This window comes from Roseomonas gilardii subsp. gilardii (assembly GCF_023078375.1).
Lineage (GTDB): Bacteria > Pseudomonadota > Alphaproteobacteria > Acetobacterales > Acetobacteraceae > Roseomonas > Roseomonas gilardii.
This window is the reverse complement of the sequence record NZ_CP095554.1, coordinates 1,531,208-1,557,445: the sequence shown is the minus strand read 5'-3', so window position 1 is coordinate 1,557,445 and position 26,238 is coordinate 1,531,208. Positions and strand designations below refer to the sequence as shown.

Genomic DNA, 26,238 nt, shown 5'->3' with positions numbered 1-26,238 from the left:
TGGGATGATGAAACCGCATCAGGAATTGCGCACGGCAACTTCCGCCGTCAATTTCCGTGATACCCCTCGGAGGATGATCCGAGGTCACGATGACCGTTCCTGTCATTTTTCATCTTCCCGTCCGCCGCTCCATCCTTCCCACCCTCTGGGATCTGCTCGCCCTTCTGCTGGTCACGGGGGCGATCGTGCTGCTGGCCTATGGCGCCGAGGTCACGACGGCGCCGCTCGAGACGCTGGATGCGCCGCCGCTCTCGCTCGATCCGGTTAACCTGCCCGGCTACGCGCTGCGGACCATGCTGCGCATGCTGGCGGCGATCGTCTGCTCGCTGGTCTTCACCTTCCTCTATGCCGCGCTCGCCGCACGCAGCCGGCGGGCCGAGATGGTGATGATCCCGGTCCTCGACATCCTGCAATCGGTGCCGATCCTCGGCTTCCTGACCTTCACGGTCACCTTCTTCATGAACCTCTTCCCGGGCCGGGTCCTGGGCGCGGAACTGGCCTCGGTCTTCGCCATCTTCACCAGCCAGGCCTGGAACATGACCTTCAGCCTGTACCAGTCGATGCGGAACGAGCCGAAGGACCTGGAGGAGGCGGCGCGCAGCTTCCACCTCAGCGGCTGGCAGCGCTTCTGGCGGCTGGACGTGCCTTTCGCGATGCCCGGGCTGGTCTGGAACACGATGATGTCCATGTCCGGCGGGTGGTTCTTCGTCGTCGCCTCCGAGGCCATCACCGTGGGCGACACCACCGTCACCCTGCCCGGCCTGGGCTCCTATGTCGCGCTCGCGATCAAGGAGCAGGACCTGACGGCGGTGCTCTACGCCATGGCCGCCATGCTGGCGGTGATCGCGCTCTACGACCAGCTCCTGTTCCGCCCGCTGGTGGCCTGGGCGGACAAGTTCCGCTTCGAGACCAGCGCCTCCGGCCCCGCACCCTCCTCCTGGATGCTCGATATCCTGCGGCGCGCGCGGGTCTTCCGCCTGCTGACCGCGCCGCTGCGCTGGCTCGCCCGGCTGGTCTGGAACCTGCGCCTTCCGGCCCTGCCGAAACCCGCCACGGAGGCGGCCGGGGCCCGGGCATCGCGCCTCCTCGACAGGGCCTGGCTCGCGCTGATCGCCCTCGCCGCCGGCTGCGGCGCCTGGGCCGGCATCGCCTACCTGCGGACCGGCATCGGCTGGCCCGACGTGGCGACGGCCTTCGCCTATGGCGGCATCACCCTGCTGCGGGTCTCGGTGCTGCTGGTCATCGCCACGCTCATCTGGGTGCCGGTGGGGGTCTGGGTCGGACTACGCCCGGCGATCGCCGAGCGTGTGCAGCCGCTGGCGCAGTTCCTGGCGGCCTTTCCCGCCAACCTCGCCTTCCCGGTCTTCGTGGTGGCGATCGTGCGCTTCGGGCTGGACGCGGATATCTGGCTGAGTCCGCTGATGATCCTCGGCACGCAGTGGTACATCCTGTTCAACGTGATCGCCGGGGCCTCGGCCTTCCCGGGCGACCTCCGGGACGCGGCGCGCAGCTTCCACATCTCCGGCTGGCGCTGGTGGACGAAGGTGATCCTGCCGGGGATCTTCCCCTATTACGTGACCGGCGCGATCACCGCCTCGGGCGGTTCCTGGAACGCCAGCATCGTCGCCGAGGTCGCGAGCTGGGGCGACACGCAGATCTCCACCCCCGGCCTCGGCTCCTATATCGCGAACGCGACGGCGGCGGGGGATTTCCACCGCGTCACCCTCGGCATCGTCGTGATGTGCGTCTTCGTCACCCTGTTCAACCGCGCCTTCTGGCGGCCGCTCTATGCCTTCGGCGAGCGCCGGCTGCGCCTGGGCTGACCCCGGACACTGTCCTGCAAGGAACCGTCATCATGCCCGACGCCGTGACCATCGCGCCGCTGATCGGCCTCCATCAGGTCTGCCGCAGCTTCCCGCAGGGGAGTGGGAAGGACATGGTGGTGCTGGAGAATGTCGATCTCACCATCCGGGAAGGGGAGATCGTGGGGCTGCTGGGCCGCTCCGGCTCGGGCAAGTCCACGCTGCTGCGCATCATCGCGGGCCTCATCCCGCCTTCCTCCGGCCAGGCGCTGTTCCGGGACCGCGCCATCGACGGCCCGCCCGAAGGGGTGGCGATGGTGTTCCAGTCCTTCGCGCTGTTTCCCTGGCTGACCGTGCAGCAGAATGTGGAGCTGGGGCTGGAGGCGAAGGGCGTGAGCCGCGCCGAACGGCGCAGGCGCGCCCTGGAGGCCATCGACCTGATCGGCCTCGACGGCTTCGAGAACGCCTATCCGCGCGAGCTTTCCGGCGGCATGCGCCAGCGTGTCGGCTTCGCCCGGGCGCTGGTGGTGCATCCCGACCTGCTGCTGATGGACGAGCCCTTCTCCGCGCTCGACGTGCTGACCGCCGAGACGCTGCGCACCGACATGATCGACCTGTGGACCGAGGGGCGCCTGCCCATCCGGTCCGTGCTGATCGTGACCCACAATATCGAGGAGGCGGTGCTGATGTGCGACCGCATCCTCATCCTCGCCGCCAATCCCGGCCGTGTCGCGCGGGAACTGCGGGTGGAGCTGCCGCATCCGCGCAACCGGCTCGACGGCGAGTTCCGCCGGCTGGTGGACCATATCTACGCGGTCATGACGCAGCGGGCGGAAGGCAAGGCACCGAGCCCGGACGGTATCTCCGGAACCGGCATCGGGATGGTGCTCAACCCGGTCTCGACCAATGTCCTGTCCGGGCTCATCGAGGCCCTGGCCTCGCCGCGCTACCAGGGCCGGGCGGACCTGCCGGTCCTGGCCGCGGCCCTGCAGATGGAGGCAAACCAGCTGTTCCACATGGCCGAGGCGCTGCAACTGCTCCGCTTCGCGCAGCTCGATGACGGCGACCTGACGCTGACCGAGGCGGGCTGGCGCTTCGCCCATCTCGACACGGATGCCCGCAAGAGGCTCTTCGCCGACCAGCTCCTCGCCCATGTGCCGCTGGTCGGGCTGATCCGGCGCGTGCTGGACGAACGGCCGAGCCACACCGCCCCCGCCGCGCGCTTCCGCAACGAGCTGGAGGACCACATGCGGGAGGACCAGGCCGGCCGGACGCTGCGGGCCGCCGTGTCCTGGGGACGCTATGCCGAGCTCTTCGCCTATGACGAGCAGACGGAAATCTTCAGCCTCGACAATCCGGGCTGAGGCCCGGGTGGCGGGCCGGGATCAGGCTCCGGGCCGGGGCTCCGGTGCCTCCAGCGCATAGCCGGCGCCGCGCACGGTGCGGATCATCGGCGGCTCGCCGCCCGCCTCCAGCTTGCGGCGCAGGCGGCTGACATGGACGTCCACCACATTGGTGGTGGGGTCGAAGGAGAAGTCCCAGACCTTCTCCAGCAGCATGGTGCGGGTCAGCACCTCGCCCGGATGGCGCAGCATGTATTCCAGCAGGCGGAACTCGGTCGGCAGCAGCTCGATCGGGCGGCCGCCGCGCGCCACGGTGCGGCGGAGCAGGTCCATGCGGAGATCGCCGAGGGCGAGCCCGGTGGATTCGGTGCTGGCCACGGGGCGGCGTGCCAGGGCGCGCAGCCGGGCACGCAGTTCGGCGAAGGCGAAGGGCTTGGCCAGGTAGTCGTCCGCCCCCGCCTCCAGCCCCTCCACCTTGCGGTCCACCTCCCCCAGCGCGGTGAGCATCAGGACGGGCGTGGCGATGGCCGAGGCGCGCAGGGCCCGCACGATGGCCACGCCATCGGGGCCGGGCAGCATGCGGTCGGTGACGATCACATCGAAGGGCTCGTTGAGCGCCAGGAACAGCCCGTCCTTGCCGTTGCGCGCCACATCCACGACATGGCCGTCCTCGCCCAGGCCCTTGGCGAGGTAGTCGGCCGTGACCGTATCATCCTCGATCACCAGGATGCGCATGCCGCCACCATCTCCAGCCCCGCCCCTCCGTTCCAGGAGGCCCTGGCTGCCGTTGTGACGCAGATCGGACGGGGCGACAACGCGCCGGGCCCGGCGGCGCCGACCACCTCGTTCCCGGCAGGGCCGGCATGCCCCAGGAGCGGGTTGGACCTGGGGCGATGGCGATGCCACTCTGCCGGCCAAGAGTCGCGGGAGCGGCCGGACGGAGGGAATGCCGGGCCCGCCGCCCTTCGGGGCTGGCCGGCCGCCACGGGTTCCGTCCGGGCCGCGGCGTTGCCTGCTCGGAGGAAGGACTGTCCATGGAAACGCACAAGCACTTCATCGGGGGCCGCTGGGTCGGCTCGGAGAAGGCCCTGCCGGTGGTCAACCCCTCGGACGGGCAGGTGATGGCGCAGATCGCACGCGGCACCGCGGCGGATGTGGATGCCGCCGTGGCCGCGGCGCAGGCGGCGATGGAGGGCGACTGGGGCCGTCTCGACGCCGTCACGCGCGGCCGCCTGCTGCTGCGCTTCGCGGAGCTGGTGCGTCGGGATGCCGAGGCGCTGACCCGCATGGAGAGCGAGGATGTCGGCAAGCCGCTGGCCCAGGCGGCGGCGGACGTGGCCGCCTGCGCGCGGTATTTCGAGTTCTATGGCGGCGCCGCCGACAAGGTGCATGGCGAGACCATCCCCTTCCAGGAGGGCTACACCGTCCTGACGATGTGGGAGCCGCATGGCGTCACCGCGCATATCGTGCCCTGGAACTATCCGCTGCAGATCACCGGCCGCTCGGTCGGCGCGGCGCTGGCCATGGGCAATGCGGTGGTGCTGAAGCCGGCGGAGGACACCTCGCTGACGGCGCTGGCCCTGGCGCGGCTGGCCAATGAGGCGGGCTTCCCGGCCGGGTCGTTCAACGTCGTCACCGGGCTGGGCGAGGAGGTCGGCGCGGCGCTGAGCGCGCATCCCGGCATCAGCCATATCAGCTTCACCGGCTCCCCCGAGGTCGGCACGCTGATCCAGGCGGCGGCAGCGCGGAACACCATCCCCGTCACGCTGGAACTGGGCGGCAAGTCGCCGCAGATCGTCTTCGCCGATGCCAAACTGGCGGAGGCGGCGCCGACCGTGGTGAAGGCGATCATCCAGAATGCCGGCCAGACCTGTTCCGCCGGGTCGCGCGTGCTGATCGAGGATTCCATCTACGACAGCTTCACCGCCGACCTCGCCGCGCGCTTCCGCCAGTTGCGCGTCGGCGCGGCGTCGCAGGATCTCGATCTCGGCCCGGTGGTGAACGCGGCGCAGAAGGAGCGGATCGAGCGCTACCTCGCCATCGCGGAGCGTGACGGGCTGCCGATCCTGGCGCAAGGCGAGTTGGGCTCGAACCTGCCGCGCGACGGCTTCTACGTGCGGCCGGTGCTGATCGGCGACGTGCCACCGGACCATGTCCTGGCGCAGGAGGAGATCTTCGGCCCCGTCCTCGTCGCCATCCGCATCCGTGACGAGGCGGAGGCGCTGCGCGTCGCCAACGGCACGGAATTCGGCCTGGTCTCCGGCGTCTGGACGCGCGATGTTGGCAAGGCGATGCGGCTGGCGCGGCGCGTGCGCACAGGGCAGGTCTTCGTTAACAACTACGGCGCCGCCGGCGGCGTGGAACTGCCCTTCGGCGGCATGAAGCGCTCCGGCCATGGGCGCGAGAAGGGTTTCGCCGCGCTGTACGGCTTCGCCACGATGAAGACCATCGCGATCCGGCACGGTACCTGAATGGGGCGCGTGATTCGAGGGAGGAGGTAGCATGAGGCTCAAGGACAAGGTTGCGATCGTCACCGGCGCGGGCAGCGGCTTCGGCGAGGGGATCGCGAAGCGCTTCGCGCAGGAAGGCGCGAAGGTGGCCGTGCTCGACCTGCGGGGGGAGGCGGCGGAGCGCGTGGCGCGCGAGATCGGCGGCGATGCCATCGCCGTCACGGCGGATGTGGGCGACGGCCCCTCCGTGCACCGCGCGGTGGAGCAGGTGCGCGCGGCGTTCGGCGGGCGCATCGACATCCTGGTGAACAATGCCGGTACCACGCACCGCAACCAGCCGGTGCTGGATGTGGACGAGGAAACCTTCGACCGCGTCATGCGGGTGAATGTGAAGTCGATCTACCTCTTCGCGCGCGAGGTCGTGCCGGTGATGCGGGATGCGGGCGGCGGCGTGATCCTGAACATCGGCTCCACCGCCGGGCTGCGGCCGCGGCCGGGCCTGTCCTGGTACAATGCCGGCAAGGGCGCGGTGAACGTGATGTCGAAGTCGCTGGCGCTCGACTTCGCGCCCTGGAAGATCCGCGTGAATGCGATCTGCCCTGTGATGGGGGCGACCGGCCTGCTCAGCGAGTTCATGGGCGTGCCCGACACGCCGGAGAACCGTGCGAAATTCGTCTCCACCATCCCGCTCGGCCGCATGTCGCGGGCGGAGGACATCGCCAACGCGGCGCTCTACCTCGCTTCCGACGAGGCCGAGTTCATCACGGGCGTGGAATTTCCCGTGGATGGCGGCCGCACCGTCTGACGCCGCCCCGCGGAAGCCTTGACTTCCGCGGGAAGGGTTCCACCGGCCGGCGCGGGAAGGCCGCTTCCTCCGCCGGCCAGCTCTGGAAAATGCGCTGGCATCCCGTGCCGCTTGCGCGCAGAATGCCGTGGCCCACGGCCCTCCCTTCCCATGGGCATTCGCATCCATGGATTGCCTCTGCGGATGGAAGCGGGCAAAACTCGCCCCGATCCATGATCCGGATGGGCATCCGGCGAAAGTGCCGGAGCGATCCAGGCGGGAACCGTCCTGCGCGGGAAGCCGGAAAGGCATTCGCATTCATTGTTTGGCCAGGAACTTCGTGACGGAAGACAGATCGGAATGCAGCGTGTGACAGCAGGTGACAAGTCCCCGCCAAGTCCTGCCCTGTCCGCCCTTCGCACAGGTTCTTCAGATATTATGAGAATTCATCGGTGCAACTGACGCGCGAGCAGTATGCCATCGCGGAATCGCTCGGCTGTCGTTTCCTGCCGGCGACCGAATCCCAGATCCACCGCCTGTCCATGCAGCAGCGGATCTTCTGGCTGGATGGAAAGGCCTTCGTCGTAAGCCGCGGGGACGGGTTCCACGAGACCGCCGGCACGCTGCGCCGCCTGCTCGCGCAGGCGCCCGCGCATTCCGAAGAGCCTTCCGGCGGCCATGCCGCTGCCCGGCCGGCCGATGCCCCGCCAGCCGGGGCGGCCCAGGCGCCGGCGCCCCAAGCCCCCGCATCCCAGGAGGCCGCCCTCCGGGACGAGCCTTCCCCGGCGGAGGCCGCTCCGGCTGTGGGGGCCTCCCCTCCGCCTGGGCAGGATGCCCCCGCCCTGCCCCTTCCGGCCACCGCTCCTTCGGCGGAAACCGTGGCGAAACCACGCCGTGCCGGTGGCAGGACAGCATCCAGGGTCCCGTCCCGGGCTCCGGAACAGCCAGGGCTGAACCTCCGGAATGGTTCTCCGGACAGCCCGCCCGACACCACGGAAAGCCGGGCGGAGGCCATTTCCCCACCGGAACCCGTGGCTCCGGAACCCTTATCTCCGGAACCCTTGCCCTCGGAGGCCACGCCCCCGGCGGCGCCCATGCCGGCCGGTGGCGAGGATGTCAGGGCCGATGCCGCCGCCCTCCTGGCCGGCGCCGGGCTGGGGAGCCTCGGCGCCCTGTTGCAGCCGGATGCCCTGACGCGGAAGCGCCCCCGCAAGCAGATCCCCGGGCTGCTGGCCCCCAGGAAGCGAGATCCGGTGTCCCTGACCGTGCAGATCGTGGCGGCCCATGTCTCGAACAACGCGGTGCAGACCACCGACCTGCCCGGCCTCATCGCCGAGGTGCACCGCGCCCTGACGGGCCCGGTGGTCGCGGTGCAGGAACCGGCCCACCCATCGCCCGTGGCGCCTCCCCTGCCCCGGCGCCGGGCCGAGGAGACCCGGAAGGGCTGACCTTCCCGGCTGCCCCCTATTCCCCCGGCCCCGGGAAGAGCGTGGCGCTGCGCCCCATGAGCCGGTAGCCGAGCAGGCCCAGCCATTCATGCACGGCGCCGTCGAGGTTGCCGAGCTTGTCGGGCAGGCTGTTCTCCAGCGTTTCGCCATAGGGGGCGCCGCTGCGGTAATCGACCGGCCAGGGCAGGACCGTCCATCCGGCCCGGCGGAAGGTTCCGACGGAGCGCGGCATGTGCCAGGCGGACGTCACCAGCAGCCAGGTCTCGCCGGGCCGGGGCTGCACCTTCTGCCGCAGGAAGACCGCGTTCTCGTAGGTCGTGCGGGATGCGTCGTCATAGATGACCGGCCGGGTCAGGCCGAGTTCCTCGAACAGGCGGCGCGCCACCTCGGATTCCGTGACATGCCCGCTGACCAGCCGGCCGCTGCCGCCGGTGAAGGCCAGTCTCGCCTCGGGATAGCGCCGGGCCAGGCCCACGAAGGCGGTCATCCGCTCCGCCGCGCCGTTGAGCGAGGGGATGCCATGCACCTCGGTCAGTTCCGTCCGGACCGCCCCGCCCAGCACGATGATGCCATCCACATGGGCCGGGGGCGGGTCGGGTCGCGGAAAGCGGTTCTCCAGCGGCGACAGCAGCCAGGAATCGACCGGCAGCAGGATCAGCAGCGACTGGAACCCCGCCGCCAGGGTGAGCAGCGTGAGCCCGCCGCGCCGCCAGCGGCGCCACACCAGCACCGTCCCCAGCAGGAGGCACAGGAACAGCAGGAAGCTCGGCTGGATGAGCAGGGAGAGGGACTTCGAGACCTGGAAACTCAAGCGGCCATGCCTGCAGCCCGTTGCCCGGGCAGGCTAGCATGGCCATCCGGGGCACGGCGATGCCCCTCGTCCTGCCGCCCCTGCCCCGGCCGCTTCCTCGCGTCAGGCCACCCGCGTCGGCAGGGGCTGCCCGGCGAAATGCGCCCGCAGGTTCTCCAGCACCAGATTTCCCATGGCCAGCCGGGTTTCCACCGTGGCGCTGGCGCGGTGCGGCTGCAGCACCACATTCTCCAGGCGGCGCAGCACCTCGGGCACATGCGGTTCGTCGGCGAAGACGTCGAGCCCGGCACCGCCCAGGCGCCGTTCCTGCAAGGCCGCGATCAGCGCCGGCTCCGAGACGATGGAGCCGCGGGCGATGTTGACCAGGATGCCCTCCGGCCCCAGCGCGTCGAGCACATGGGCATTGACGAGGCCGCGCGATTCCGGCCCGCCCGAGGCGGCGATCACCAGGAAGTCGGATTCCCGCGCCAGCCCCACCAGCGAGGGGACGAAGCGGTAGTCCGGCAGGTCCTCCACCGGGCGCAGGTCGTTATAGGCGATGGTCATGTTGAATCCCGCGGCGCGCTGCGCCACGGCGCGGCCGATGCGGCCCATGCCCAGGATGCCCAGATGCTTGCCGCTGACCTTGTGGCCGAGCGCCAGGGATTCACGCTCCCAGCGCCCCTCCCGCACGAAGCGGTCGGCGGCGCAGAGCTGGCGGGAGACGGCCAGCATCAGGGCGATGCCGAGATCGGCCACATCGTCGGTGAGGACACCGGGCGTGGCGGTGACGGGGATGCCGCGCTGCTTTGCCCGTTCCGTGTCCACCGCATCCACGCCGATGCCGTTGACCGCGATGATCTCCAGCGCCGGCAGCGCGTCCATGATCGCGCGCGGCAGCCCGGCGCTGCCGCTGGTGGCGACGCCGCGGATGCGCGGCCCCGTCTCGCGCAGGAAGTCCTCCCTTTCCCCGCCGGAGGCAGGGGATGAAGGTCGAAGGAGGCCGCGAGCTTGGCCTCGATGGGCGGCATCAACTTCGACATCACCAGGATCGCCGGCTTCTGGCTCATCTTTCCTCTCCCTGTGGCTCCGTGCCCACGCAGATCACATGGTTCCTCCGGCGATGTTTCAACATCTCGCCCGGAGACGGAACCCATGTCCCCCACCCTTTCCAGCCCCCTGGCCGGGGCAGACCGGAAGGCAGGGGGGCATGGTTCCGGCCCGCGCATCCGCCGCCGGGAGGGGCCTCAGCCCAGGCTGGTCCTCACCGTGCCGATGCCGGGGAACCCGGCCTCCACCACCGTGCCGGGCGACACGGGAATGGCGCCGCAGCAGGAGCCGGTGGTGATCACATCGCCCGCCTTCAGCCCGCCGCTGCGGGCGGCGGCATGGTTGGCCATCCAGTGCAGCAGGCGCGCCGGGTCGCCTGCGGGATTGCCGCCCCGCCCCTCCGCCGCCACCTGGCCGTTCAGGCGCAGGGTGAAGGGCTGCTCCGTGGGCACGACGCCGCGCCAGTCGGCCAGGGCCGGACCGACGATCAGGGCGCCATGGCTCTGCTGGTCGGCCAGATGGCTCAGCCGGTCCGTGGTGTTCAGCCCCATGAAACGGGTGTCGGCGATCTCGATGGCCGGGTGCAGGCTGGCCACGGCGTCCAGCACCTCCTCCAGCGCATAGGGCTCGGCGCGGGGCGGCAGGTCGCGGCCCATGCGGTAGGCGAGCTCGGCCTCCGCCCCCATCACCTGGAAGAAGCCCGGGGCGAAGGGGCTGTCGTCGAAGCGCAGCGTGCCGGCCAGGATGGGCGCGGCGAAGGGCGGGGCCTCGGGGTTGGCGGCGCCGACCTTCCAGGCGGCGATGCCGCCCTGTTCCGGCGCCAGCGCCGCCGCCACCGCGTCCTGGATGGCATAGGCCTCGTCCTCGTCCTGCGGCCGGGCGCCGTCGGGCAGGACGGCGATCCAGTCGCGGCTGCGGCGGGCCTGGAGCAGCGCCTCGGTGGCGGCGCGCAGATCGGTCATGAAGCTCGCTTCCGTCAGTCGGGCCGCCCGCACGGTGTTTGGCCCGGGAGCGGCGCTGGGGGTGGTCAGGAACGGGGCGGACGATGCGTGCCCCGTGCGGGGGAAAGGGTAGAGCCTTTCCCCCGGGCCGCAACGCGCCTCAGTGCGAGTGCCGGGGCATGCCCTTGGTGTGCACCACGTCCTGATAGGCCGTGGCGAAGTCCAGGCAGGCGCCATCGGAAAGCTGCCCCACCCGCTCGCGGTAAAGCTGCTGCCAGGGCGTCTGGTTGTTCGGCACATAGGGCTTCAGGGCGGCACGGCGCGCGGCGATCTCCTCCTCCGGCAGCAGCAGGTCCACCCGCCGGGCACGCAGGTCGAAGCGCACGCGGTCCCCCGTCTTCAGCAGGGCGAGGCCCCCGCCCACCGCCGATTCGGGCGAGACGTTGAGGATGGAGGGGCTGGCCGAGGTGCCGCTCTGCCGCCCGTCGCCGATGCAGGGCAGCGAGTTCACGCCGCGGCGGATCAGCGCATCGGGCGGCTGCATGTTCACCACCTCCGCCGAGCCGGGATAGCCGACCGGGCCGCAGCCGCGGATGAAGAGGAGGCAGTACTCGTCGATCTCCAGCGAAGGGTCGTTGATCCGCTTGTGGTAGTCCTCCGGCCCGTCGAAGACGATGGCGCGGCCCTCGAAGGCGTCCGGGTCCTGGGGGTTGGAGAGGTAGCGGTCGCGGAACTCCTTGGAGATCACCGAGGTCTTCATCACGCCGGTGTCGAACAGGTTGCCGCGCAGCACCAGCATCCCGGCCTCCGGCATCAGCGGCGCGGAGAAGGGACGGATCACGTCGCGGTCCTCGACCTCCACGCCCGCCAGGCTCTCGGCGATCGGGCGGCCGCTGACGCCCACCGGCGCGCCATGCAGCACGCCGGCATCCAGCAGCTCCTTCATCACCGCCGGCACGCCGCCGGCGCGGTGGAAGGATTCGCCGAGATAGGCCCCGGCGGGCTGGCAGTTGACCAGCAGCGGCAGGTCGTGGCCGACGCGCTGCCAGTCGTCCAGGCTCAGCTCCACGCCGACATGCTTCGCGATGGCGATCAGGTGCGGCGGGCAGTTGGTGGAGGCGCCCAGGGCCGAGGCCACCATGATGGCGTTCTCGAAGGCTTCCCTGGTCATCACCTTGCGCGGCGTCAGATCCTCATGGACCATCTCCACGATGCGCTTGCCGGTGATGTAGGCCATCTGCCCGCGCTCGCGATACGGGGCGGGGATGGAGGCGCAGCCGGGCAGGCTCATGCCCAGCGCCTCGGCCAGCGAATTCATCGACAGCGCCGTGCCCATGGTGTTGCAGTGGCCGACGCTGGGCGCGGAGGCGGCGGCGAGGGCCATGAACTCTTCGTAGCCGATCTCGCCCGCCGCCATGCGGCGCCGGGCCTCCCAGATGATGGTGCCGCTGCCCGCCAGCTTGCCCTTGTAGTGGCCGTCCAGCATCGGCCCGCCGGACAGGACGATGGCCGGGATGTTCACCGTGGCGGCGCCCATCAGCAGGGCCGGCGTGGTCTTGTCGCAGCCGGTGGTGAGCACCACGCCGTCGAGCGGGTAGCCGTAGAGCACCTCGACGAGCGACAGGTAGGCGAGGTTGCGGTCCAGCGCCGCAGTGGGGCGCTTGCCCGTCTCCTGGATCGGGTGACAGGGGAATTCCAGCGGGATGCCGCCCGCATCGCGGATGCCGGCCCTCGTGCGTTCCGCCAGCTCGATATGGTGGCGGTTGCAGGGGGCGAGGTCGCTGCCGGTCTGGGCGATGCCGATGATCGGACGGCCGGATTGCAGCTCCTGCGGCGTCAGGCCGAAATTCAGGTAGCGCTCCAGATAGAGCGCCGTCATGTCCGGATCCTCGGGATCGTTGAACCAGTTCTGGCTGCGTAGCCTGGCCATGATGCTCTCCTGCCCTTTCCCCGGCGCGTCCGCCCGGTTCCCAGGTCGCCGCTCCTCAAGGGCGCGCATCAAACGACCGGCTCCCGCCCCTGTCCAGCCTCCCGCCTCCGCTTTCCCCGCCATTCCGCGGGCAGGGCTGGACCTCGCGCCCGTGTCCGGCCCGGGGGCAAGGCCCACACCCCTGGGCCCCAACCCCACCGGGGCTTTCGTTGGCGCCGGTGGCGGCCGTCGGTCACCTGAGCATCACCGAGGTACCGGACAGCAGCTGCCCCTGGCGGTCGCCGCACGTTCTGGAACCGGAACTTGCCCGGCGCCATTTCGCGCCCAACTCCACACGCCCGGCCCAGCTCAAAAGAACAGATGCCAACTGATCCGACGACTCTCCGTCAGATCACAGCAAGCCCGACTCATTGCAAAGACAACCGCCGCGAACTGTGCGATTTGCAACAGCGCGCTCAGGATCGAAAGAGGCGGCTATACTGCGTTTCATGCCAAGCGCTCGCCATCGCCAGGGCCGGGGCCAGGTTCCCTATATCGCCATCACTTATGGATTGGGCACGGGCGCTTGCGCGCTCGATCGCAGCCACCGCATCGATGAGGATGCGCTGCCCTGCCGTATGGCCAAGCGGGACCAGCCGAATGGCCGCCATCACCTGTCCTTCGGCGTAGACCCACATCAACCCCTTCAACGCCAGTGGCGGAGCGATGCGCCACTCATAGGCCGCGAGGGCAAAGGCCGCAGGATAGGTCAGGTCGCAACCCTGGTAGTGCCGGGCAGATGGAACGCCGAGATCGACGAGGAGGCGTAGGAGCGCCTCCCCCTGGCGTCTGTCTTCCTGCTGGAACTCGCGGCTTTCGCGGCCTGCTGCAAGCCAGGCATTCGCTGTGCTGAAGCGCTCCCGGTCGCCTGCCTCCAGAGCCGTCACCATGCGCCAGAACAGGGCGCCGTCCAACTGCGCGATATTCGCCTCGAGTGTGCCAAGGATCCACTCACGCGCCGCCTTCTCGTCGCACACCCATCCGGCATGGACGGCTGCTTCGAGGCCCCGGGAATAGGAAAATCCACCAACAGGCAGGCCCTGGCTTACCAGGCGCAGCAAATGCAACAGCGCAGCGTGATCGTTGTCCAAGGCTGTGACGGCATCCATCGCTTACATCTCGGCCAGATCGGTATCCTCGCGAAGCTTCTTCGATAGCCCACCATTCTCGATGATGAAATCGATGACGCTCTCAAGACCTCTGCCGCGCGACAGATCGGTGAAGCCGAACGGACGTGTCCCGCGCATGCGGGCTGCGTCCTTGTGCATGACTTCGAGATTGACATTCACATAGGGTGCCAGATCACTCTTATTGATGACCAGGTAATCGGAGCGGGTGATACCGGGCCCACCCTTGCGGGGGATCTCCTCGCCCTGACAGACGGAGATGACATAAAGCGTCAGATCGGTAAGATCGGGCGAGAAAGTTGCCGCCAGATTGTCTCCACCGGATTCGATGAAAACAATATCCAGGTCGGGGATCTTGCGATTGATCTCAGCGATAGCCTGCAGGTTGATCGAGGCGTCTTCGCGGATGGCGGTGTGCGGGCAGCCGCCCGTTTCAACACCGACGATGCGTTCCTCGGGCAGTGCCTGGAGGCGCGCCAGGATCATGGCATCCTCCTTGGTATAGATGTCGTTGGTGATGACGGCGATGGAGAACCTGTCCCGCATCGCCTTGCACAGCTTCTCGGTCAGCGTGGTCTTGCCCGAGCCGACAGGGCCGCCGATACCGACGCGGAGGGGGCCGTTCTTTGATGTCATCAGTGCAGATACCTTCAGCTTGCCGGATCGATGCTTCAAGGCTTCAGCGGCGATGAGGGCTCTGATCCATGAGGGTGGTGATGGTGTTCATCATGCCCGTGATGGTGACCGGAGGCGCCCTGCGAATGGCCATGCCCGGAATAGGCACCGCGGACAGGGTTGAACTCCGCCTCGATCTCCTCGACCCCGGCACCAAGCCCCTCAAGCATCGCCTTGATGACATGATCGCGCAGGATCAGGATTCGGTCAGCCTCGATAGCCGCAGCGAGGTGGCGGTTGCCGATGTGCCAGGCGAGTTCCGTGAGGTGCAGGGAACTATGGCCGCGGACGGCGTAAAGGGGCTCGCTGGAGGCCGCGATCTCGACGATGCCGTTTCCTTCCAGCAGCAACGCATCGCCCGCCTCCAGGACGACCGGCTCGGGAAGATCAACCAGGACCTTGCGGCCATCGACCAGTTCGATCGCCCGGCGGCGCAAGTGGCGCTCATCGTGCTGGAGCATCGCTCGGCCGAGCACCGGATCATGATGCGAATCCGCCTGCGATGCTCGCCTTACAGCTATCGCCTTCAACATTGGTTCTGGCCTTGACTGATGTTGCCCGCCCTGCAGCGAACGGATTCAGATCCAGTGACGCGTGCGCAATGGACGATGGCCAAGCATTAACGCGAAACATGGGGCCGCACCAGTGATCAATCAGGCATTCGTCCGCCTGCGCGGGACGGAGCGCACAGAGTTGGGACAACAAGCAAATCACTCAGCTTGGTTTTGAATTTGCTCCGTTTACACTTGCCGGAACGGGCAGCGCATGCAAAATGGACAAGCTGAGGGAACAGTTCATGCACGCAGCCGTGTCAGATACTCCTCCTGAAGCCGTGCATCCGCAACTCGTTTCGGGTGCGCGGTCGGGCTGCGTACAGCCAAGCCAGTGGCTCGCCGAACTGGAACTGTGGTTTGCGGTGAGTGCTGGCAAGAGCCGGCTCATGCGTCGAAGACATCTCGGCCCTCTCGCAGTGCAGCATCCGTTTCATCCGGAGCGGGACGGCACCTGCCATGTCTACCTGCTTCACCCGCCCGGCGGAGTCGCGGGCGGTGACCGGCTCGATCTGCGCTTCCACATGGCCGCCGATGCGCGGGTGGTGCTGACCACGCCGGGCGCCACGAAATTCTATCGCAGCGAGCGGAGCCGCAGCACGCAGAGTTGTTCCATCGAGGTTGCCGCGGGCGCGGTCTGCGAATACCTGCCGCAAGAGGCCATCGTCTTCGACGGCGCCGATGCGTGCCTGGAAACCCGGGTTTCGCTCGCGCCCGACGCCACCTATGTGGGCTGGGATTTCGTGTGCCTCGGCCGCCCCGCCGCCGGCGAGCGTTTCGCGACGGGCCGCATCAGCCAGCGCATCGAGCTGTGGCGGGACGGGAAGCCGATCTGGTTCGAGCGCCTGGCCCTTGGCGGCGGCTCCCCGCTGATGGAGGCGGCCTTCGCCCTGTCCGGCCAGGTGACCTGGGGAACGATGATCCATGCCGGCGCGATCGCCGAGGATGCGGCGGAGCAGGTGCGCGCCGCGATCGGTGAGAGTCGCGTCTTCTCGGTCAGCCAGCTCGAACAGGCCGTGGTCTGCCGCTATCTCGGCCCACGGGTTTCCGAGGGCAAGGCGCTGTTCGTGCAGGCGTGGAACGTGCTTCGCAGGCTGGGCCAGGGCAAGGCAGCCAACCCGCCCCGCATCTGGGCGACCTGAAGATCAACCATGTGACGATGGGGAAAGACAATGGAGCTGCTTCCACGCGAAAAGGACAAGCTTCTGCTCTTCACCGCGGCGCTGCTGGCCGAGCGGCGGAAGGCAAAGGGCATCAAGCTGAACTACCCTGAGGCCGTCGCCTATATCTCCGCCGCCATTCTCGAAGGCGCGCGGGAAGGCCGCACGGTCGCGGAGCTGATGTCCTATGGCGCGACGCTGCTGACGCGGGACGATGTGATGGAAGGCATCCCGGAAATCATCCATAGCGTCCAGGTCGAAGCGACCTTCCCCGACGGGACCAAGCTGGTCACCGTCCATGATCCCATTCCGTGAGGGCGTGCCATGACTCCAGGTGAAAAGTTCATCGAGGATGGCGAGATCGAGCTCAATGCCGGGCGCCAGACGCTGTCGATCGACGTCGCCAATGCCGGCGACCGTCCGATCCAGGTGGGTTCGCATTATCATTTTTACGAGACCAACACGGCTCTCCAATTCGACCGCGAGCCAACCAGGGGCTTCCGCCTGAACATTCCGGCCGGGACGGCCGTTCGCTTCGAGCCGGGACAATCGCGGACGGTCGAGCTCGTGGCGCTGGCCGGCGACCGCGTCGTGTACGGTTTCAACGCCAAGGTCATGGGAAAGCTGGAGGCTTGAGATGGTACGCATCCCTCGCGAGAACTACGCCTACCTCTACGGTCCCACAAAGGGCGACCGCATTCGCCTCGCCGACACCGAACTCATCATCGAGATCGAGAAGGACCACACCGTCTATGGCGAGGAGGTGACCTTCGGCGGCGGCAAGGTCATTCGCGACGGCATGGGCCAGGGCCAGCGCAACGCGGCCGATGTCGCGGACCTCGTCATCACCAACGCGATCATCCTCGACCACTGGGGCATCGTGAAGGCCGATATCGGCATCAAGGACGGGCGCATCGCCGGCATCGGCAAGGCGGGGAATCCCGACATCCAGCCGGGCGTGACCATCGTCATCGGACCGGGCACCGACGTCATCGCCGGCGAGGGCATGATCCTGACGGCCGGCGGCATCGACACGCATATCCATTTCATCGCCCCACAGCAGGCCGAGGAAGCACTGGCCAGCGGCACCACCACGCTGGTTGGCGGCGGCACCGGGCCATCGGTCGGCACCCTCGCCACCACCGTCACGCCCGGGCCCTGGTACATCCACCGCATGCTGGAGGCGACCGAGGATCTGCCGATCAATGTCGGCCTGCTCGGCAAGGGCAATGCCAGCCTGCCCGAGCCACTGCGCGAGCAGATCCGGGCGGGCGTCATCGGCCTCAAGCTGCATGAGGATTGGGGCACGACCCCGGCGGCGATCGACAACTGCCTCGCCGTCGCCGACGAAATGGATGTGCAGGTCGCGCTGCATACCGACACGCTGAACGAGAGCGGCTTCGTCGCCAACACCTTCGCGGCGATGAAGGGCCGTGCCATCCACTCCTTCCACACGGAAGGCGCCGGTGGCGGCCATGCGCCGGACATCATCACGGCGGCGGGGCAGGAGAACATCCTGCCCTCCTCCACCAACCCGACGCGTCCCTACACGGTCAACACCGTGGACGAGCACCTCGACATGCTGATGGTGTGCCATCACCTCAGCCCGCAGATCCCGGAGGACGTCGCCTTCGCCGAATCGCGCATCCGCAAGGAGACGATCGCGGCGGAGGACATCCTGCACGATCTCGGCGCCTTCTCGATGATGTCGTCGGATTCCCAGGCGATGGGGCGCATCGGCGAGACGACGCTGCGCTGCTGGCAGACCGCGCACAAAATGAAGGTCCAGCGCGGCCCGCTGCCGGAAGACAGCGAACGCAACGACAATTTCCGCTGCAAGCGCTACGTCGCCAAATATACGATCAACCCGGCGATCACCCATGGCTTCGCCCATGAGATCGGCTCCATTGAGGTCGGAAAGCGCGCGGATCTCGTGCTGTGGAAGACGGCCTTCTTCGGGGTCAAGCCGTCGCTGGTGCTGCTGGGCGGCATGATCGCGACCGCGCCGATGGGCGATCCGAATGCCTCGATCTCCACGCCGCAACCGGTGCACTACCGGCCAATGTACGGCATCCTCGGCCGGGCGCGTGGCAAGACCGGCGTGACCTTCGTCTCGCAGGCCGCCCTCGATGACAAGATCGGCGAGAAGCTGGGACTGCAGAAGCAGATTGCCGCGGTCAAAGGCACGCGGGGGATCCGCAAGAAGGACATGATCCACAATTCGCTGACGCCGAAGATCGAAGTGGACCCGCAGAACTATCAGGTGCGCGTCGATGGCCAGTTGATCACCTGCGAACCAGCGAAAATCCTGCCGATGGCGCAGCGTTACTTCCTGTTCTGACAGGGCCGCCGGCGAAGGCTGAGGGAGAGAAGCGTGACCCAGACAGAAGTCCCCTTCCTGGACCGGTTCCGTGACCATCCGGCCCTTGGCTTCGTCGACTGGAACCTGCGCGGTATCGGCCAGGTCGTGTTCCAGAACAATCCGCTCTCGGGATTGATCATCCTGCTGGCGTTGTTCTTCAACTCATGGATCTACGGTACGATCTGCATCCTCGGCGTCGTCGTGGCGACGGCGACGGCGAGGATGCTCGGAGCCGACAGAGGGCTGATCCGCGACGGGCTGTTCGGCTTCAACGGCGCACTGGTCGGGCTTGCGCTCGTCGCCTTCACCAGTGCCAATTTCCGCACCGGCGCCGTGCCGTCGCCGCATCTCGCAGTCTATATCGTCTTCGCGGCCGCCATGACGGCGATCGTGTTCCAGGCGATCGGCACGCTGCTCGCGCCGCACAAGGTCGCGGCGCTGACGGCGCCCTTCGTGCTGACGGGATGGCTGTTCCTGTTCGCCGTGCTGAAATTCGCGGCGATCGAGGCGGGGCCATTGGCCAAGCCGGTCTCGCCCGAGCAGTACGACGCGGCGGTCGCCTATGTCCTGCCAACCTGGTACATGGGCATCGGCAACGCTATCGGGCAGATCTTCTTCCAGGACAACTGGATCTCGGGCTACCTCATCATTCTCGGTATTGCCGTGAATTCCCGCATCTCGGCCGGTATGGCGCTGATCGGAGCGGCCGGCGCCGCGCTCGTCGCCGCCATCTTCGGCGGGCCGGAAGGCGCGATCCGTGACGGGCTGTTCGGCTACAACGCGGCACTGACCGCGATCGCGCTCGGCGGCTTCTTCCTGGTGCTGACCTGGCAGAGCTTCCTCTACACGTTGTTCGGCATCGTCGTGACAACCTGGCTCTGGGCCTCAGTCGCGATCTTCCTGAAGCCGATCGGCATGCCGGTGCTGACCTCGACCTTCGTGCTGGTCACCTGGCTGATGCTGCTCGGCCAATATGGCTTCAAGGCGCTGATTCCGGTGTTGCCGCCGGATGCCACCACACCGGAGGATAATCGGCGCCGCCATCTTTCGGGCGCCGACAGGGCGGTGGGTTAAGGCGAAATGGCCCAATGAAGGAGCCCCGTTCGTGGGATTGATTGGAATTCTTGTCTCTCTGGCCCTGTTGATATGGCTGGCGTATCGCGGCTGGAGCGTTCTCATGGTCGCGCCCGCAGCGGCGCTTCTGGCCGCGTTATTCTCGGGCGAGCCGTTGCTGGCCCATTGGACATCGACCTTCATGGGAGGAACCGCGCGCTTCGTTTCGCAATGGTTTCCCCTGTTCCTGCTCGGCGGCATCTTCGGGAAGCTGATGGACGATACGGGATCGATCAAATCGATCGCGCGTTTCCTGACCAGCAAGCTCGGGGTTCGCCGGACGATGCTTGCGGTGGTTCTCGCTTCCGCTGTTGTGACCTATGGCGGCGTCAGCGTCTTTGTCGCCTTCTTCGTGCTGGTGCCCATGACGCGGGAGATGTTCAGGGCAGCGAACATTCCCGCGCGGCTGATGCCCGCGGCGATCGGGCTGGGTGCCTTCACCTTCACGATGTCGGCCATGCCGGGAACGCCTTCGACCAACAATGCGATCCCGATGCCGTATTTCAATACGACGACCTTCGCGGCTCCCGGCCTCGGCATCATTGCCTCGATCGTCACCTTCCAGTTCGGCATGTGGTGGCTCCACCGGGCTGAAGCCAGGGTCCGGGCGGCTGGCGAAACCTATGTGGATGATACGGCCGCGGGCGTGGCCGAAATCCCGGAAAAGCTGCGCGAACAGGCAACGCTCGACGGCAATTTCGACCCGGCGGAATTCCATCATGGCCAGCGGAGCGATCAGTATCCGCCCTTCATCGTCGCCATCATGCCCTTGCTGACCGTGATCGTGGTCAACTTCCTGATGGCGCTCATCATCCTGCCCCGGATCGACTTCTCCTTCCTCGAAGGCGCGCCGTGGGGGATCAACGTCAGCTCGACCATTGGCGTCTGGGCGGTCCTGATCGCGCTGGCGGCGGCGAATGTCGTTGTCATCGCGCTCAACTTCAATCGCCTCGGGAAGATCAGGGAAAGCCTGGACGCAGGCGCGAATTCGGCGGTCCTGCCTATCCTGATGATCGCGAGCCTGGTCGGCTTTGGCGCCGTCGTGGCGGCCCTGCCGGCCTTCACCGTCGTGCGGGACGCGGCGCTGGAGATACCGGGAGGGCCATTGGCCTCTCTCGTCGTCTCCATGAACGCGCTGGCCGCGTTGACCGGAACAGCCTCGGGCGGGATGGCCATCGCTCTCAACGCGCTGGGGGGCGAGTACATGCGTATGGCCACGGAATACGGCATCAACCCGGAGCTGATGCACCGCCTGACCGTCATCAGCGCAGGCACACTCGATGCGCTGCCACACAACGGCACGGTCCTGTTGCTGCTGCAGATCAGCAAGCTCACCCATTCGGAGAGCTATGCCGACATGGTCATGACGGTGATTGTCGGCGTCATCCTCTCCCTGGTGGTGGTGCTTATACTCGGATCGATCTTTGGATCCTTCTGAAGGATCCAGATCCGGGACTCCTTGATTGCCTGGAGCAACGTGACGGGACATGCTTCCGGATGTGGCGGATGCCCCGCCATGTCCACGCTGCCACCTTCGCATTCTGGGTCAATCGGTGAGACCCGGCCCCGGTTGTGACACGGCCAAGTGCCCCATCAACCGCTTTGCTCTTCTTCGACTTCCCGGATGGCTTTCGCCCTTTCGACCGGACGGGCGGGCAGGATCGCCTGGCGTAGATGGATCAAGGCAGAGGGCAGATATCCGTCGCCGAACGGATCCGTGACCTCTTCGGAACGGCCGCCCTGCATCACGTAGCATCGGTCGGCGAAGCCCTTCAGCAGCCTCAGATCGTGGGTGATGAAGAGATACGCCACGCCATGCTCCTGCAGCCTGCGAAGCAGCGCCATCACCTGGGCCTGGGTCTCCACGTCGAGGCTGTTCACCGCCTCGTCCAGCACGATCAACCGCGGTGACGGTGCCAGGGCCCGGGCGATACACAGGCGCTGCAACTGCCCGCCGCTGAGACTGTGTGCCGGCCGGTCCATGATGCCGGCGGGCAGTCCCACCTGCTCCAGGAGGGCTACCACGCGATCACGCAGCGCCCCAGTGGGCATGCGGTCTGTCAGGAGGGGTTCAGCAACGACCTCGAAGGCCGAGAAGCGTGGGCTCGTCGCGCCCTGCGGGTCCTGGAAAACGGCTTGGATCGCCCGCCGCGTCGCCCTATCGATACGGCCTCGCCGATCATGCAGCGGCAGGCCGTCGAAGCACACTGTGCCGGCATCGGGCGTCTCCAGCCCCAGCACCAGGCGGCCAAGGGTGCTTTTGCCGGAGCCGGTGGGCCCAAGCAGCGCGACGCATTCGCCCGACCCCACATGCAAGGAGGCTCCCGTCAGAACCGGGTGACGCGCCCGGTTGCCGAAGAAACCTCCCTGGCGGTAGGTGCGGTACACATCCCGCACGTCGAGCAGATTCATGCCCGGACAGGACATAGGGCCTCGCCATACAGTGCAAGATGCGCCTTCAGCAGGGCCCGGCTGGTGGGATGGCGTGGTGCCTCGAACAGGGCCGGAACAGGTTGCTGCTCCACGATGCGGCCACCCACCATCACCGCCACATGATCGGCGAGCCGCGCGACCACGGACAAATCATGCGTCACCAGCAGCAGCCCTATGCCCCTGCGCACCACCAACCGTTCCAGGAGGTCGAGGATCTGCGCTTGCACCACAAGGTCGAGATCCGTGGTCGGTTCGTCGGCCAGCAGGAAGTCGGGCGCGCGGCAAAGGGCAAGCGCCAGCATCGCCCGCTGGAGCATTCCACCACTGATCTGTGATGGATAGAGGGGCAACAGCCTTCCGGGATGCTCAAAGCCGACCTCACGCAGCAGATCGGATATTCTGGCCTCCGCCTCGGCGCCACACAGCCCATCGCAGGCCAGGGTTTCACGGAAGTGTCGGCCGATCGTGACCAGCGGGTTGAAGCCACCGCGTGGCGCCTGCTGCACGAAGCCCATGACGCGCCCCCGTAACGCGTCCTGTCCCGCGGCATCCAATATCCGGTCGCCGAGCGCGACCGTACCGGCCACCCGCCGCACGCCGGGTGGCAGCAGGTTCAGCAATGCCAGCGTGGTCAGGCTCTTGCCGCCACCACTGCTGCCGACCAGCGCCAGCACCCGCCCCCGCTCCAGCGCGAGGGAAACATCCTTCACCAGCTGTGTGGGCCGCGAAGGCGGACCGGCCTCCAGAACCAGGCCGGATATCGAGAGCGTGCGGGTGGTCAATGGCCCTGTCCCCGCAGAGCCGGGTCGAGGTGGTCGCGCAGCCCATCCCCGAGGAGGTTGAACGCCATCACTGTCATCAGGATTGCCATTCCGGGGAGCAAGACCAGCATCGGCGAGACGCGGAAGAAGGGCCTCGCATCATTGATCATGATCCCCCACTCCGCCGCTGGCGGGGCGAGGCCCAGGCCGAGGAACGACAGCCCTGCGACATGCAGCATCCAGTGCCCCAGATCGAGACTGGCCAGCACCGCAAGCTGCCCCGCCACCACCGGGAGCACATGTCGCCGCACGATGGCAGCCCGTGACAGCCCGGCCAGCCGGGCGGCGGCGATGTGGTCCCGGCCACGCAGCGACATGGTCATCCCGCGGACCAGGCGCGCGTACCAGGCCCAGTGCGACAGGGCGATGGCAATCACCACATTGGTCAGCCCGGTGCCCAGCGCTCCGATCAGGAACAGCGCCAGCACGAGTGTCGGCACGGTCATGAAGGCATCGCAAAGCCGCATCAGCACGGCATCCACCACGCCGCCGGCCATGCCCGCGACCGTTCCCACGGTACAGCCGACCGCCAGCACCAGCGCCAGGATCGCGGCGACCGAGCCGAAAGAGGCGCGGGCACCCCAGATCAGCCGGGAGAACAGATCCCTGCCCAGGTGGTCCGTCCCCAGCCAATGGGCCGCGGAGGGTGGCAGCAAACGCTGCGACAGCGCGGTCGCCTCCGGGTCAAGGGGGCGATCCAGGGTGCCAGGATCGCCGCACCCAGCAGCAGCGCCACCATCAGCGCGGCGACAGGGATGAGAAGCCGCCTCACGCTTCACGCTCCAGCCGGATGCGTGGGTCGAGCCAGGCATAGAGCGCGTCCACCACCAGGTTGCCCATCACGAAGATCAGCATCAGCACGATGACGAAACCCTGCAGGGCGGGATAGTCACGGTTGGCGATGGCGGTCAGCGCCCAGCGTCCGAGACCGGGCCAACCGAAGACGCTCTCCACCACCATCGAGCCGCCGATCAGCTCTCCCAGATGCAATCCGACCGCCGTCAGCGGCGGCACCATGGCGTTCAGGACGATATGACGCCCGAGAAGGGTGCGCCACGGCAGGCCACGCGCCCGGGCGAAACGCAGATGTGGCTCCCCCATGGCGCCCAGAACCGAGGCACGCGTCAGGCGAAGCATGACGCAGGCGGACATGGTGGCGGTGGCGATGGCCGGCAGCACGATGCTCTGCGGTCCGTCGCGCCCCATCGCTGGCAGCCAGCCCAGCGTCACGGCGAAGAGCAGCACCAGCAGGAAGCCGAGCCAGAAGTTGGGCAGCGAAACACCGAGAAATGTCATGAGGCGCGTCGCGTGGTCCGGCCAGCGGTCGCGCCGCAGCGCCGCCCAGATCCCCAGCGGCACACCCACCGCGAGTACCAGCGCCATCGCCGTGCCCGCGAGTTGCAGCGTGGCCGGCAGGTACTGGGCGATCTCCTCCGTCACCGGACGCCGCGTGAACCAGGAGGTGCCGAGGTCACCTTGCAGGGCGCTCATGAGCCATTCGGCGTATTGCGTCAGAATCGGCTGGTCCAGGCCCAGTTCCACCCTTGCCGCAGCCAGCGCCGCGTCCGTGGGCGGAATCTGGGCGAGGCGCAGATAGTCCAACGCCGGATCGCCCCGGCCGAGCCGCAGCATCACGAAGAAGACGAAGGAGGCGAGCAGCAGCAGCGGCAGCAGGGAGGCGAGCCGGCGCAGGAGGAAGCCGGTCACGTCCCCTGGCCGATCTGGTCGAAGGGAATCTCGTAGCGCGTGTCGCCAAAGGGCATATGCGCCAAGGTAGATCGCTGAACGAGTTTGTTGGTCAGGAAGGAGATCGGGAAGTAGACTCCCTGCTCATGCAGTGTGGTCAGCAGCCAGCGGTATTCGGCAGCGCGCGCCGCCTCGTCCGTCGTGGTCAGGACCGCCCCGATGCGGCGGTCGATTTCCGCCTTCATCGGCAGGCCGCTCTGTGCCTGGTAATCGGCATGGGCCGGCTGCCGCATCGAAGCCAGAAAGGCGTGCGGGTCATAAGGCGCGCCCCATGTGTCGCCAAAAATCATCCCGAACTCGCCGCTCTTCTGTCGGCCGAGGAAGCTGCTCTCATCCTCCCCGATCAGCCGTACGGCAATGCCCAGGCGGGCAAGATCGCCCTGGACCGCCTCCGCCAGTGTCTTCTGCAATATATCGGAGCCGGTGAAGCACAGGTCGAGCGACAGCGCGCGGCCGTCCTTCATCCTGACATGCCCACCGGAAGGAAGGGTCCAGCCCGCCGCCTCCAGCTCCCTCGCCGCCATGGCGGGATCGAAGGCAGGCGCGCGGAGGCCGAGACCGGTATAGGGAAAGTTCCCGGCGAACAGCGTCTCCGCCGCGGGTTCCATGTCCAGCAGCACGTGGCGCACCAGTGCCGCCCGGTCCACGCCCTTGGCGATGGCCTGGCGCACGGCGGGATCGTCGGTCGGAAAGCGTCCGGAATTCACTGCCAACAGCCGCGTGGCCAGCGGCGGCGAGATGGCGGTGCGGAAGCGCCGGTCAGCGGCGAAGCGTCGGAAGGTATCGGCATCGAGTTGGTCGGTGCCGTAGGCAAGGTCGATCTCCCCCGTCTCCAGCGCCAGGGCGCGGGTGTTGGCGTCGCCCAGCACACGGACCAGAACCTCGCGCAGGGCTGGCTTCGTGCCCCAGTAGGTTTCGTTGCGGAGGAAGCGGTCGTGCTGCCCCCGCAGCGTTTCCGCCAGCCGCCAGGGGCCGGTACCGATGGGAGCAGCCAGGCTGCCGTCCGGGCGCAGCGCCGCCGGCGAAGCGAAGCGAAGCGGCCGGATCAACGCCAGCTCCAGCAGGGTAGGATAGTAAGGGCCTCGCAGGTGCAGCCGCACCGTGCCCGGGTCGATCGCCTCCACGCCCTCGATCTGGGCCACGAGTTCCAGCCAGGCATGGCGCCCGCGATTTTCCAGCACGGCCTTCACATTGGCCACCACCGCGGCGGCGTCGAAGGGCGTGCCGTCGGAGAAAACCACGCCGGGACGCAGGTGGAAGGTCCAGGAGCGACCATCCGCCTCCTGCTGCCAGGCGGTGGCGAGAGCCGGGGCCACATGGCCGCCTTCGACATAGCGGACCAGAGGCTCGTAGAGCATGGCCTGGGCATACATCTGGTTGGGCGAGTAAAGATGTGGGTGCAACGGCCCGGCATTGCTGGGCCAGGAGAAGGTCAGACGGCCCGGAAGCTCGGCTCGCGCTGGCGAAACCGGCTTCAGCCCTGGAAGGCCGAGCGAGAGACCGAATACGGAAGCAGCGGTCAGCAAATTGCGGCGCAGCATGATGTGCTCCTTCTACCCAGGACCGGACGGAACGCTCCACGTGGTGCTGAGGAGAGGCAGAGGGTATGCAGTCTTGGACGATTTTTCATACCAGTGCGCTCCGAAGCCTGTCCAGAGGCAAGCGGAGCAGAA

The 26,238-nt window shown here is 67.7% G+C and carries 24 protein-coding genes and 1 pseudogene; 11 read left to right on the top strand and 14 right to left on the bottom strand.

Annotated elements, in window-relative coordinates:
- The first annotated feature begins 89 nt into the window (after nucleotides 1–89).
- Together MVG78_RS07055 and MVG78_RS07050 are read left to right on the top strand one after the other, a co-directional pair.
- Nucleotides 90–1,823 (top strand): ABC transporter permease, encoded by a 1,734-nt coding sequence (locus MVG78_RS07055; protein WP_247559425.1) that lies wholly within the window; start codon nucleotides 90–92, stop codon nucleotides 1,821–1,823.
- 32 nt (nucleotides 1,824–1,855) lie between these two features.
- Nucleotides 1,856–3,166 (top strand): ABC transporter ATP-binding protein, encoded by a 1,311-nt coding sequence (locus MVG78_RS07050; RefSeq protein ID WP_247559423.1) that lies wholly within the window; start codon nucleotides 1,856–1,858, stop codon nucleotides 3,164–3,166.
- 21 nt (nucleotides 3,167–3,187) lie between these two features.
- Here the strand turns inward: MVG78_RS07050 and MVG78_RS07045 are convergent, their stop codons facing one another.
- Nucleotides 3,188–3,880, bottom strand: coding sequence for a winged helix-turn-helix domain-containing protein (locus MVG78_RS07045; protein ID WP_247559422.1), 693 nt, complete (start codon nucleotides 3,878–3,880; stop codon nucleotides 3,188–3,190).
- 299 nt (nucleotides 3,881–4,179) lie between these two features.
- On the opposite strand from MVG78_RS07045, the gene MVG78_RS07040 reads away from it, so the two are divergent.
- Together MVG78_RS07040 and MVG78_RS07035 are read left to right on the top strand one after the other, a co-directional pair.
- Complete coding sequence (locus MVG78_RS07040) at nucleotides 4,180–5,616, top strand: aldehyde dehydrogenase family protein (protein ID WP_247559420.1); 1,437 nt, start codon at nucleotides 4,180–4,182, stop codon at nucleotides 5,614–5,616.
- Between the two features lie 31 nt (nucleotides 5,617–5,647).
- Entirely contained in the window at nucleotides 5,648–6,400 is a 753-nt protein-coding gene (locus tag MVG78_RS07035) for a glucose 1-dehydrogenase (protein ID WP_247559418.1), read from the top strand.
- A gap of 425 nt (nucleotides 6,401–6,825) precedes the next feature.
- Here MVG78_RS07035 and MVG78_RS07030 read toward each other — a convergent pair whose 3' ends face one another.
- The gene (locus MVG78_RS07030) at nucleotides 6,826–7,035 is read right to left on the bottom strand and encodes a hypothetical protein (RefSeq protein WP_247559416.1); all 210 of its coding nucleotides are present in this window, start codon (nucleotides 7,033–7,035) and stop codon (nucleotides 6,826–6,828) included.
- A 438-nt stretch (nucleotides 7,036–7,473) separates the two neighbouring features.
- Here MVG78_RS07030 and MVG78_RS21500 point away from each other — a divergent pair, with 438 nt between their 5' ends.
- A complete protein-coding gene (locus MVG78_RS21500; protein ID WP_282615060.1) occupies nucleotides 7,474–7,827 on the top strand; it encodes a MucR family transcriptional regulator in 354 nt (117 codons plus the stop codon).
- 16 nt (nucleotides 7,828–7,843) lie between these two features.
- Here the strand turns inward: MVG78_RS21500 and MVG78_RS07020 are convergent, their stop codons facing one another.
- The 7 genes and pseudogenes from MVG78_RS07020 to MVG78_RS21985 form a co-directional block, all read right to left on the bottom strand.
- A complete protein-coding gene (locus tag MVG78_RS07020) occupies nucleotides 7,844–8,638 on the bottom strand; it encodes a YdcF family protein (RefSeq protein WP_247559414.1) in 795 nt (264 codons plus the stop codon).
- A 102-nt stretch (nucleotides 8,639–8,740) separates the two neighbouring features.
- Nucleotides 8,741–9,687, bottom strand: a pseudogene (locus MVG78_RS07015) (2-hydroxyacid dehydrogenase).
- Nucleotides 9,688–9,864: 177 nt separating this feature from the next.
- Nucleotides 9,865–10,629: a 2-keto-4-pentenoate hydratase gene (locus MVG78_RS07010; RefSeq protein WP_247559412.1), complete on the bottom strand. Its 765-nt coding sequence runs from the start codon at nucleotides 10,627–10,629 to the stop codon at nucleotides 9,865–9,867.
- A gap of 139 nt (nucleotides 10,630–10,768) precedes the next feature.
- Nucleotides 10,769–12,538 (bottom strand): IlvD/Edd family dehydratase, encoded by a 1,770-nt coding sequence (locus tag MVG78_RS07005; RefSeq protein WP_247559410.1) that lies wholly within the window; start codon nucleotides 12,536–12,538, stop codon nucleotides 10,769–10,771.
- 455 nt (nucleotides 12,539–12,993) lie between these two features.
- The gene (locus MVG78_RS07000) at nucleotides 12,994–13,668 is read right to left on the bottom strand and encodes an urease accessory protein UreF (protein WP_247559408.1); all 675 of its coding nucleotides are present in this window, start codon (nucleotides 13,666–13,668) and stop codon (nucleotides 12,994–12,996) included.
- Between the two features lie 21 nt (nucleotides 13,669–13,689).
- The gene (gene ureG, locus MVG78_RS06995; protein ID WP_247559406.1) at nucleotides 13,690–14,340 is read right to left on the bottom strand and encodes an urease accessory protein UreG; all 651 of its coding nucleotides are present in this window, start codon (nucleotides 14,338–14,340) and stop codon (nucleotides 13,690–13,692) included.
- A 35-nt stretch (nucleotides 14,341–14,375) separates the two neighbouring features.
- Nucleotides 14,376–14,840 carry an urease accessory protein UreE gene (locus MVG78_RS21985; protein ID WP_428480768.1) on the bottom strand — a complete coding sequence of 155 codons (465 nt, stop codon included), beginning with the start codon at nucleotides 14,838–14,840 and terminating at the stop codon, nucleotides 14,376–14,378.
- Nucleotides 14,841–15,151: 311 nt separating this feature from the next.
- Here MVG78_RS21985 and MVG78_RS06985 point away from each other — a divergent pair, with 311 nt between their 5' ends.
- The 6 genes from MVG78_RS06985 (at nucleotide 15,152) to MVG78_RS06960 (ending at nucleotide 21,003) form a co-directional block, all read left to right on the top strand.
- Entirely contained in the window at nucleotides 15,152–16,072 is a 921-nt protein-coding gene (locus MVG78_RS06985; RefSeq protein ID WP_247559402.1) for an urease accessory protein UreD, read from the top strand.
- A 30-nt stretch (nucleotides 16,073–16,102) separates the two neighbouring features.
- The gene (gene ureA, locus MVG78_RS06980) at nucleotides 16,103–16,405 is read left to right on the top strand and encodes an urease subunit gamma (RefSeq protein WP_247559400.1); all 303 of its coding nucleotides are present in this window, start codon (nucleotides 16,103–16,105) and stop codon (nucleotides 16,403–16,405) included.
- Between the two features lie 9 nt (nucleotides 16,406–16,414).
- Nucleotides 16,415–16,726 carry an urease subunit beta gene (locus MVG78_RS06975; RefSeq protein WP_247559399.1) on the top strand — a complete coding sequence of 104 codons (312 nt, stop codon included), beginning with the start codon at nucleotides 16,415–16,417 and terminating at the stop codon, nucleotides 16,724–16,726.
- Between the two features lies 1 nt (nucleotide 16,727).
- Complete coding sequence (gene ureC / locus MVG78_RS06970) at nucleotides 16,728–18,431, top strand: urease subunit alpha (RefSeq protein ID WP_247559397.1); 1,704 nt, start codon at nucleotides 16,728–16,730, stop codon at nucleotides 18,429–18,431.
- 33 nt (nucleotides 18,432–18,464) lie between these two features.
- Nucleotides 18,465–19,526, top strand: coding sequence for an urea transporter (locus MVG78_RS06965; protein ID WP_247559395.1), 1,062 nt, complete (start codon nucleotides 18,465–18,467; stop codon nucleotides 19,524–19,526).
- A gap of 103 nt (nucleotides 19,527–19,629) precedes the next feature.
- Nucleotides 19,630–21,003, top strand: a complete 1,374-nt coding sequence (locus MVG78_RS06960; RefSeq protein ID WP_247559393.1) for a GntP family permease — start codon at nucleotides 19,630–19,632, stop codon at nucleotides 21,001–21,003.
- Nucleotides 21,004–21,158: 155 nt separating this feature from the next.
- On the opposite strand, the gene MVG78_RS06955 is transcribed toward MVG78_RS06960, so the two are convergent.
- The 5 genes from MVG78_RS06955 to nikA form a co-directional block, all read right to left on the bottom strand.
- Nucleotides 21,159–21,977, bottom strand: coding sequence for an ATP-binding cassette domain-containing protein (locus MVG78_RS06955; RefSeq protein ID WP_247559391.1), 819 nt, complete (start codon nucleotides 21,975–21,977; stop codon nucleotides 21,159–21,161).
- Nucleotides 21,974–22,780 carry an ATP-binding cassette domain-containing protein gene (locus MVG78_RS06950; protein ID WP_247559389.1) on the bottom strand — a complete coding sequence of 269 codons (807 nt, stop codon included), beginning with the start codon at nucleotides 22,778–22,780 and terminating at the stop codon, nucleotides 21,974–21,976. Before MVG78_RS06950 ends, MVG78_RS06955 begins: the two co-directional genes overlap by 4 nt.
- Nucleotides 22,777–23,475 carry a nickel ABC transporter permease subunit NikC gene (nikC, locus tag MVG78_RS06945; RefSeq protein WP_247559387.1) on the bottom strand — a complete coding sequence of 233 codons (699 nt, stop codon included), beginning with the start codon at nucleotides 23,473–23,475 and terminating at the stop codon, nucleotides 22,777–22,779. The genes MVG78_RS06950 and nikC overlap by 4 nt, the downstream gene beginning before the upstream one ends.
- 112 nt (nucleotides 23,476–23,587) lie before the next feature.
- On the bottom strand, nucleotides 23,588–24,526 hold the full coding sequence (gene nikB / locus MVG78_RS06940) for a nickel ABC transporter permease subunit NikB (protein ID WP_247559385.1): 939 nt from the start codon (nucleotides 24,524–24,526) through the stop codon (nucleotides 23,588–23,590).
- A complete protein-coding gene (nikA, locus tag MVG78_RS06935; protein ID WP_247559384.1) occupies nucleotides 24,523–26,106 on the bottom strand; it encodes a nickel ABC transporter substrate-binding protein in 1,584 nt (527 codons plus the stop codon). Before nikA ends, nikB begins: the two co-directional genes overlap by 4 nt.
- Nucleotides 26,107–26,238: the final 132 nt, after the last annotated feature.

Coding starts and splice junctions, on each gene's coding strand:
- MVG78_RS07055 (WP_247559425.1), top strand. CDS start 90: ATGACCGTTCCTGTCATTTTTCATCTTCCCGTCCGCCGCTCCATCCTT.
- MVG78_RS07050 (WP_247559423.1), top strand. CDS start 1,856: ATGCCCGACGCCGTGACCATCGCGCCGCTGATCGGCCTCCATCAGGTC.
- MVG78_RS07045 (WP_247559422.1), bottom strand. CDS start 3,880: ATGCGCATCCTGGTGATCGAGGATGATACGGTCACGGCCGACTACCTC.
- MVG78_RS07040 (WP_247559420.1), top strand. CDS start 4,180: ATGGAAACGCACAAGCACTTCATCGGGGGCCGCTGGGTCGGCTCGGAG.
- MVG78_RS07035 (WP_247559418.1), top strand. CDS start 5,648: ATGAGGCTCAAGGACAAGGTTGCGATCGTCACCGGCGCGGGCAGCGGC.
- MVG78_RS07030 (WP_247559416.1), bottom strand. CDS start 7,035: ATGCGCGGGCGCCTGCGCGAGCAGGCGGCGCAGCGTGCCGGCGGTCTC.
- MVG78_RS21500 (WP_282615060.1), top strand. CDS start 7,474: ATGCCGGCCGGTGGCGAGGATGTCAGGGCCGATGCCGCCGCCCTCCTG.
- MVG78_RS07010 (WP_247559412.1), bottom strand. CDS start 10,629: ATGACCGATCTGCGCGCCGCCACCGAGGCGCTGCTCCAGGCCCGCCGC.
- MVG78_RS07005 (WP_247559410.1), bottom strand. CDS start 12,538: ATGGCCAGGCTACGCAGCCAGAACTGGTTCAACGATCCCGAGGATCCG.
- ureG (WP_247559406.1), bottom strand. CDS start 14,340: ATGACATCAAAGAACGGCCCCCTCCGCGTCGGTATCGGCGGCCCTGTC.
- MVG78_RS21985 (WP_428480768.1), bottom strand. CDS start 14,840: ATGCTCCAGCACGATGAGCGCCACTTGCGCCGCCGGGCGATCGAACTG.
- MVG78_RS06985 (WP_247559402.1), top strand. CDS start 15,152: ATGGACAAGCTGAGGGAACAGTTCATGCACGCAGCCGTGTCAGATACT.
- ureA (WP_247559400.1), top strand. CDS start 16,103: ATGGAGCTGCTTCCACGCGAAAAGGACAAGCTTCTGCTCTTCACCGCG.
- MVG78_RS06975 (WP_247559399.1), top strand. CDS start 16,415: ATGACTCCAGGTGAAAAGTTCATCGAGGATGGCGAGATCGAGCTCAAT.
- ureC (WP_247559397.1), top strand. CDS start 16,728: ATGGTACGCATCCCTCGCGAGAACTACGCCTACCTCTACGGTCCCACA.
- MVG78_RS06960 (WP_247559393.1), top strand. CDS start 19,630: ATGGTCGCGCCCGCAGCGGCGCTTCTGGCCGCGTTATTCTCGGGCGAG.
- MVG78_RS06955 (WP_247559391.1), bottom strand. CDS start 21,977: ATGAATCTGCTCGACGTGCGGGATGTGTACCGCACCTACCGCCAGGGA.
- nikA (WP_247559384.1), bottom strand. CDS start 26,106: ATGCTGCGCCGCAATTTGCTGACCGCTGCTTCCGTATTCGGTCTCTCG.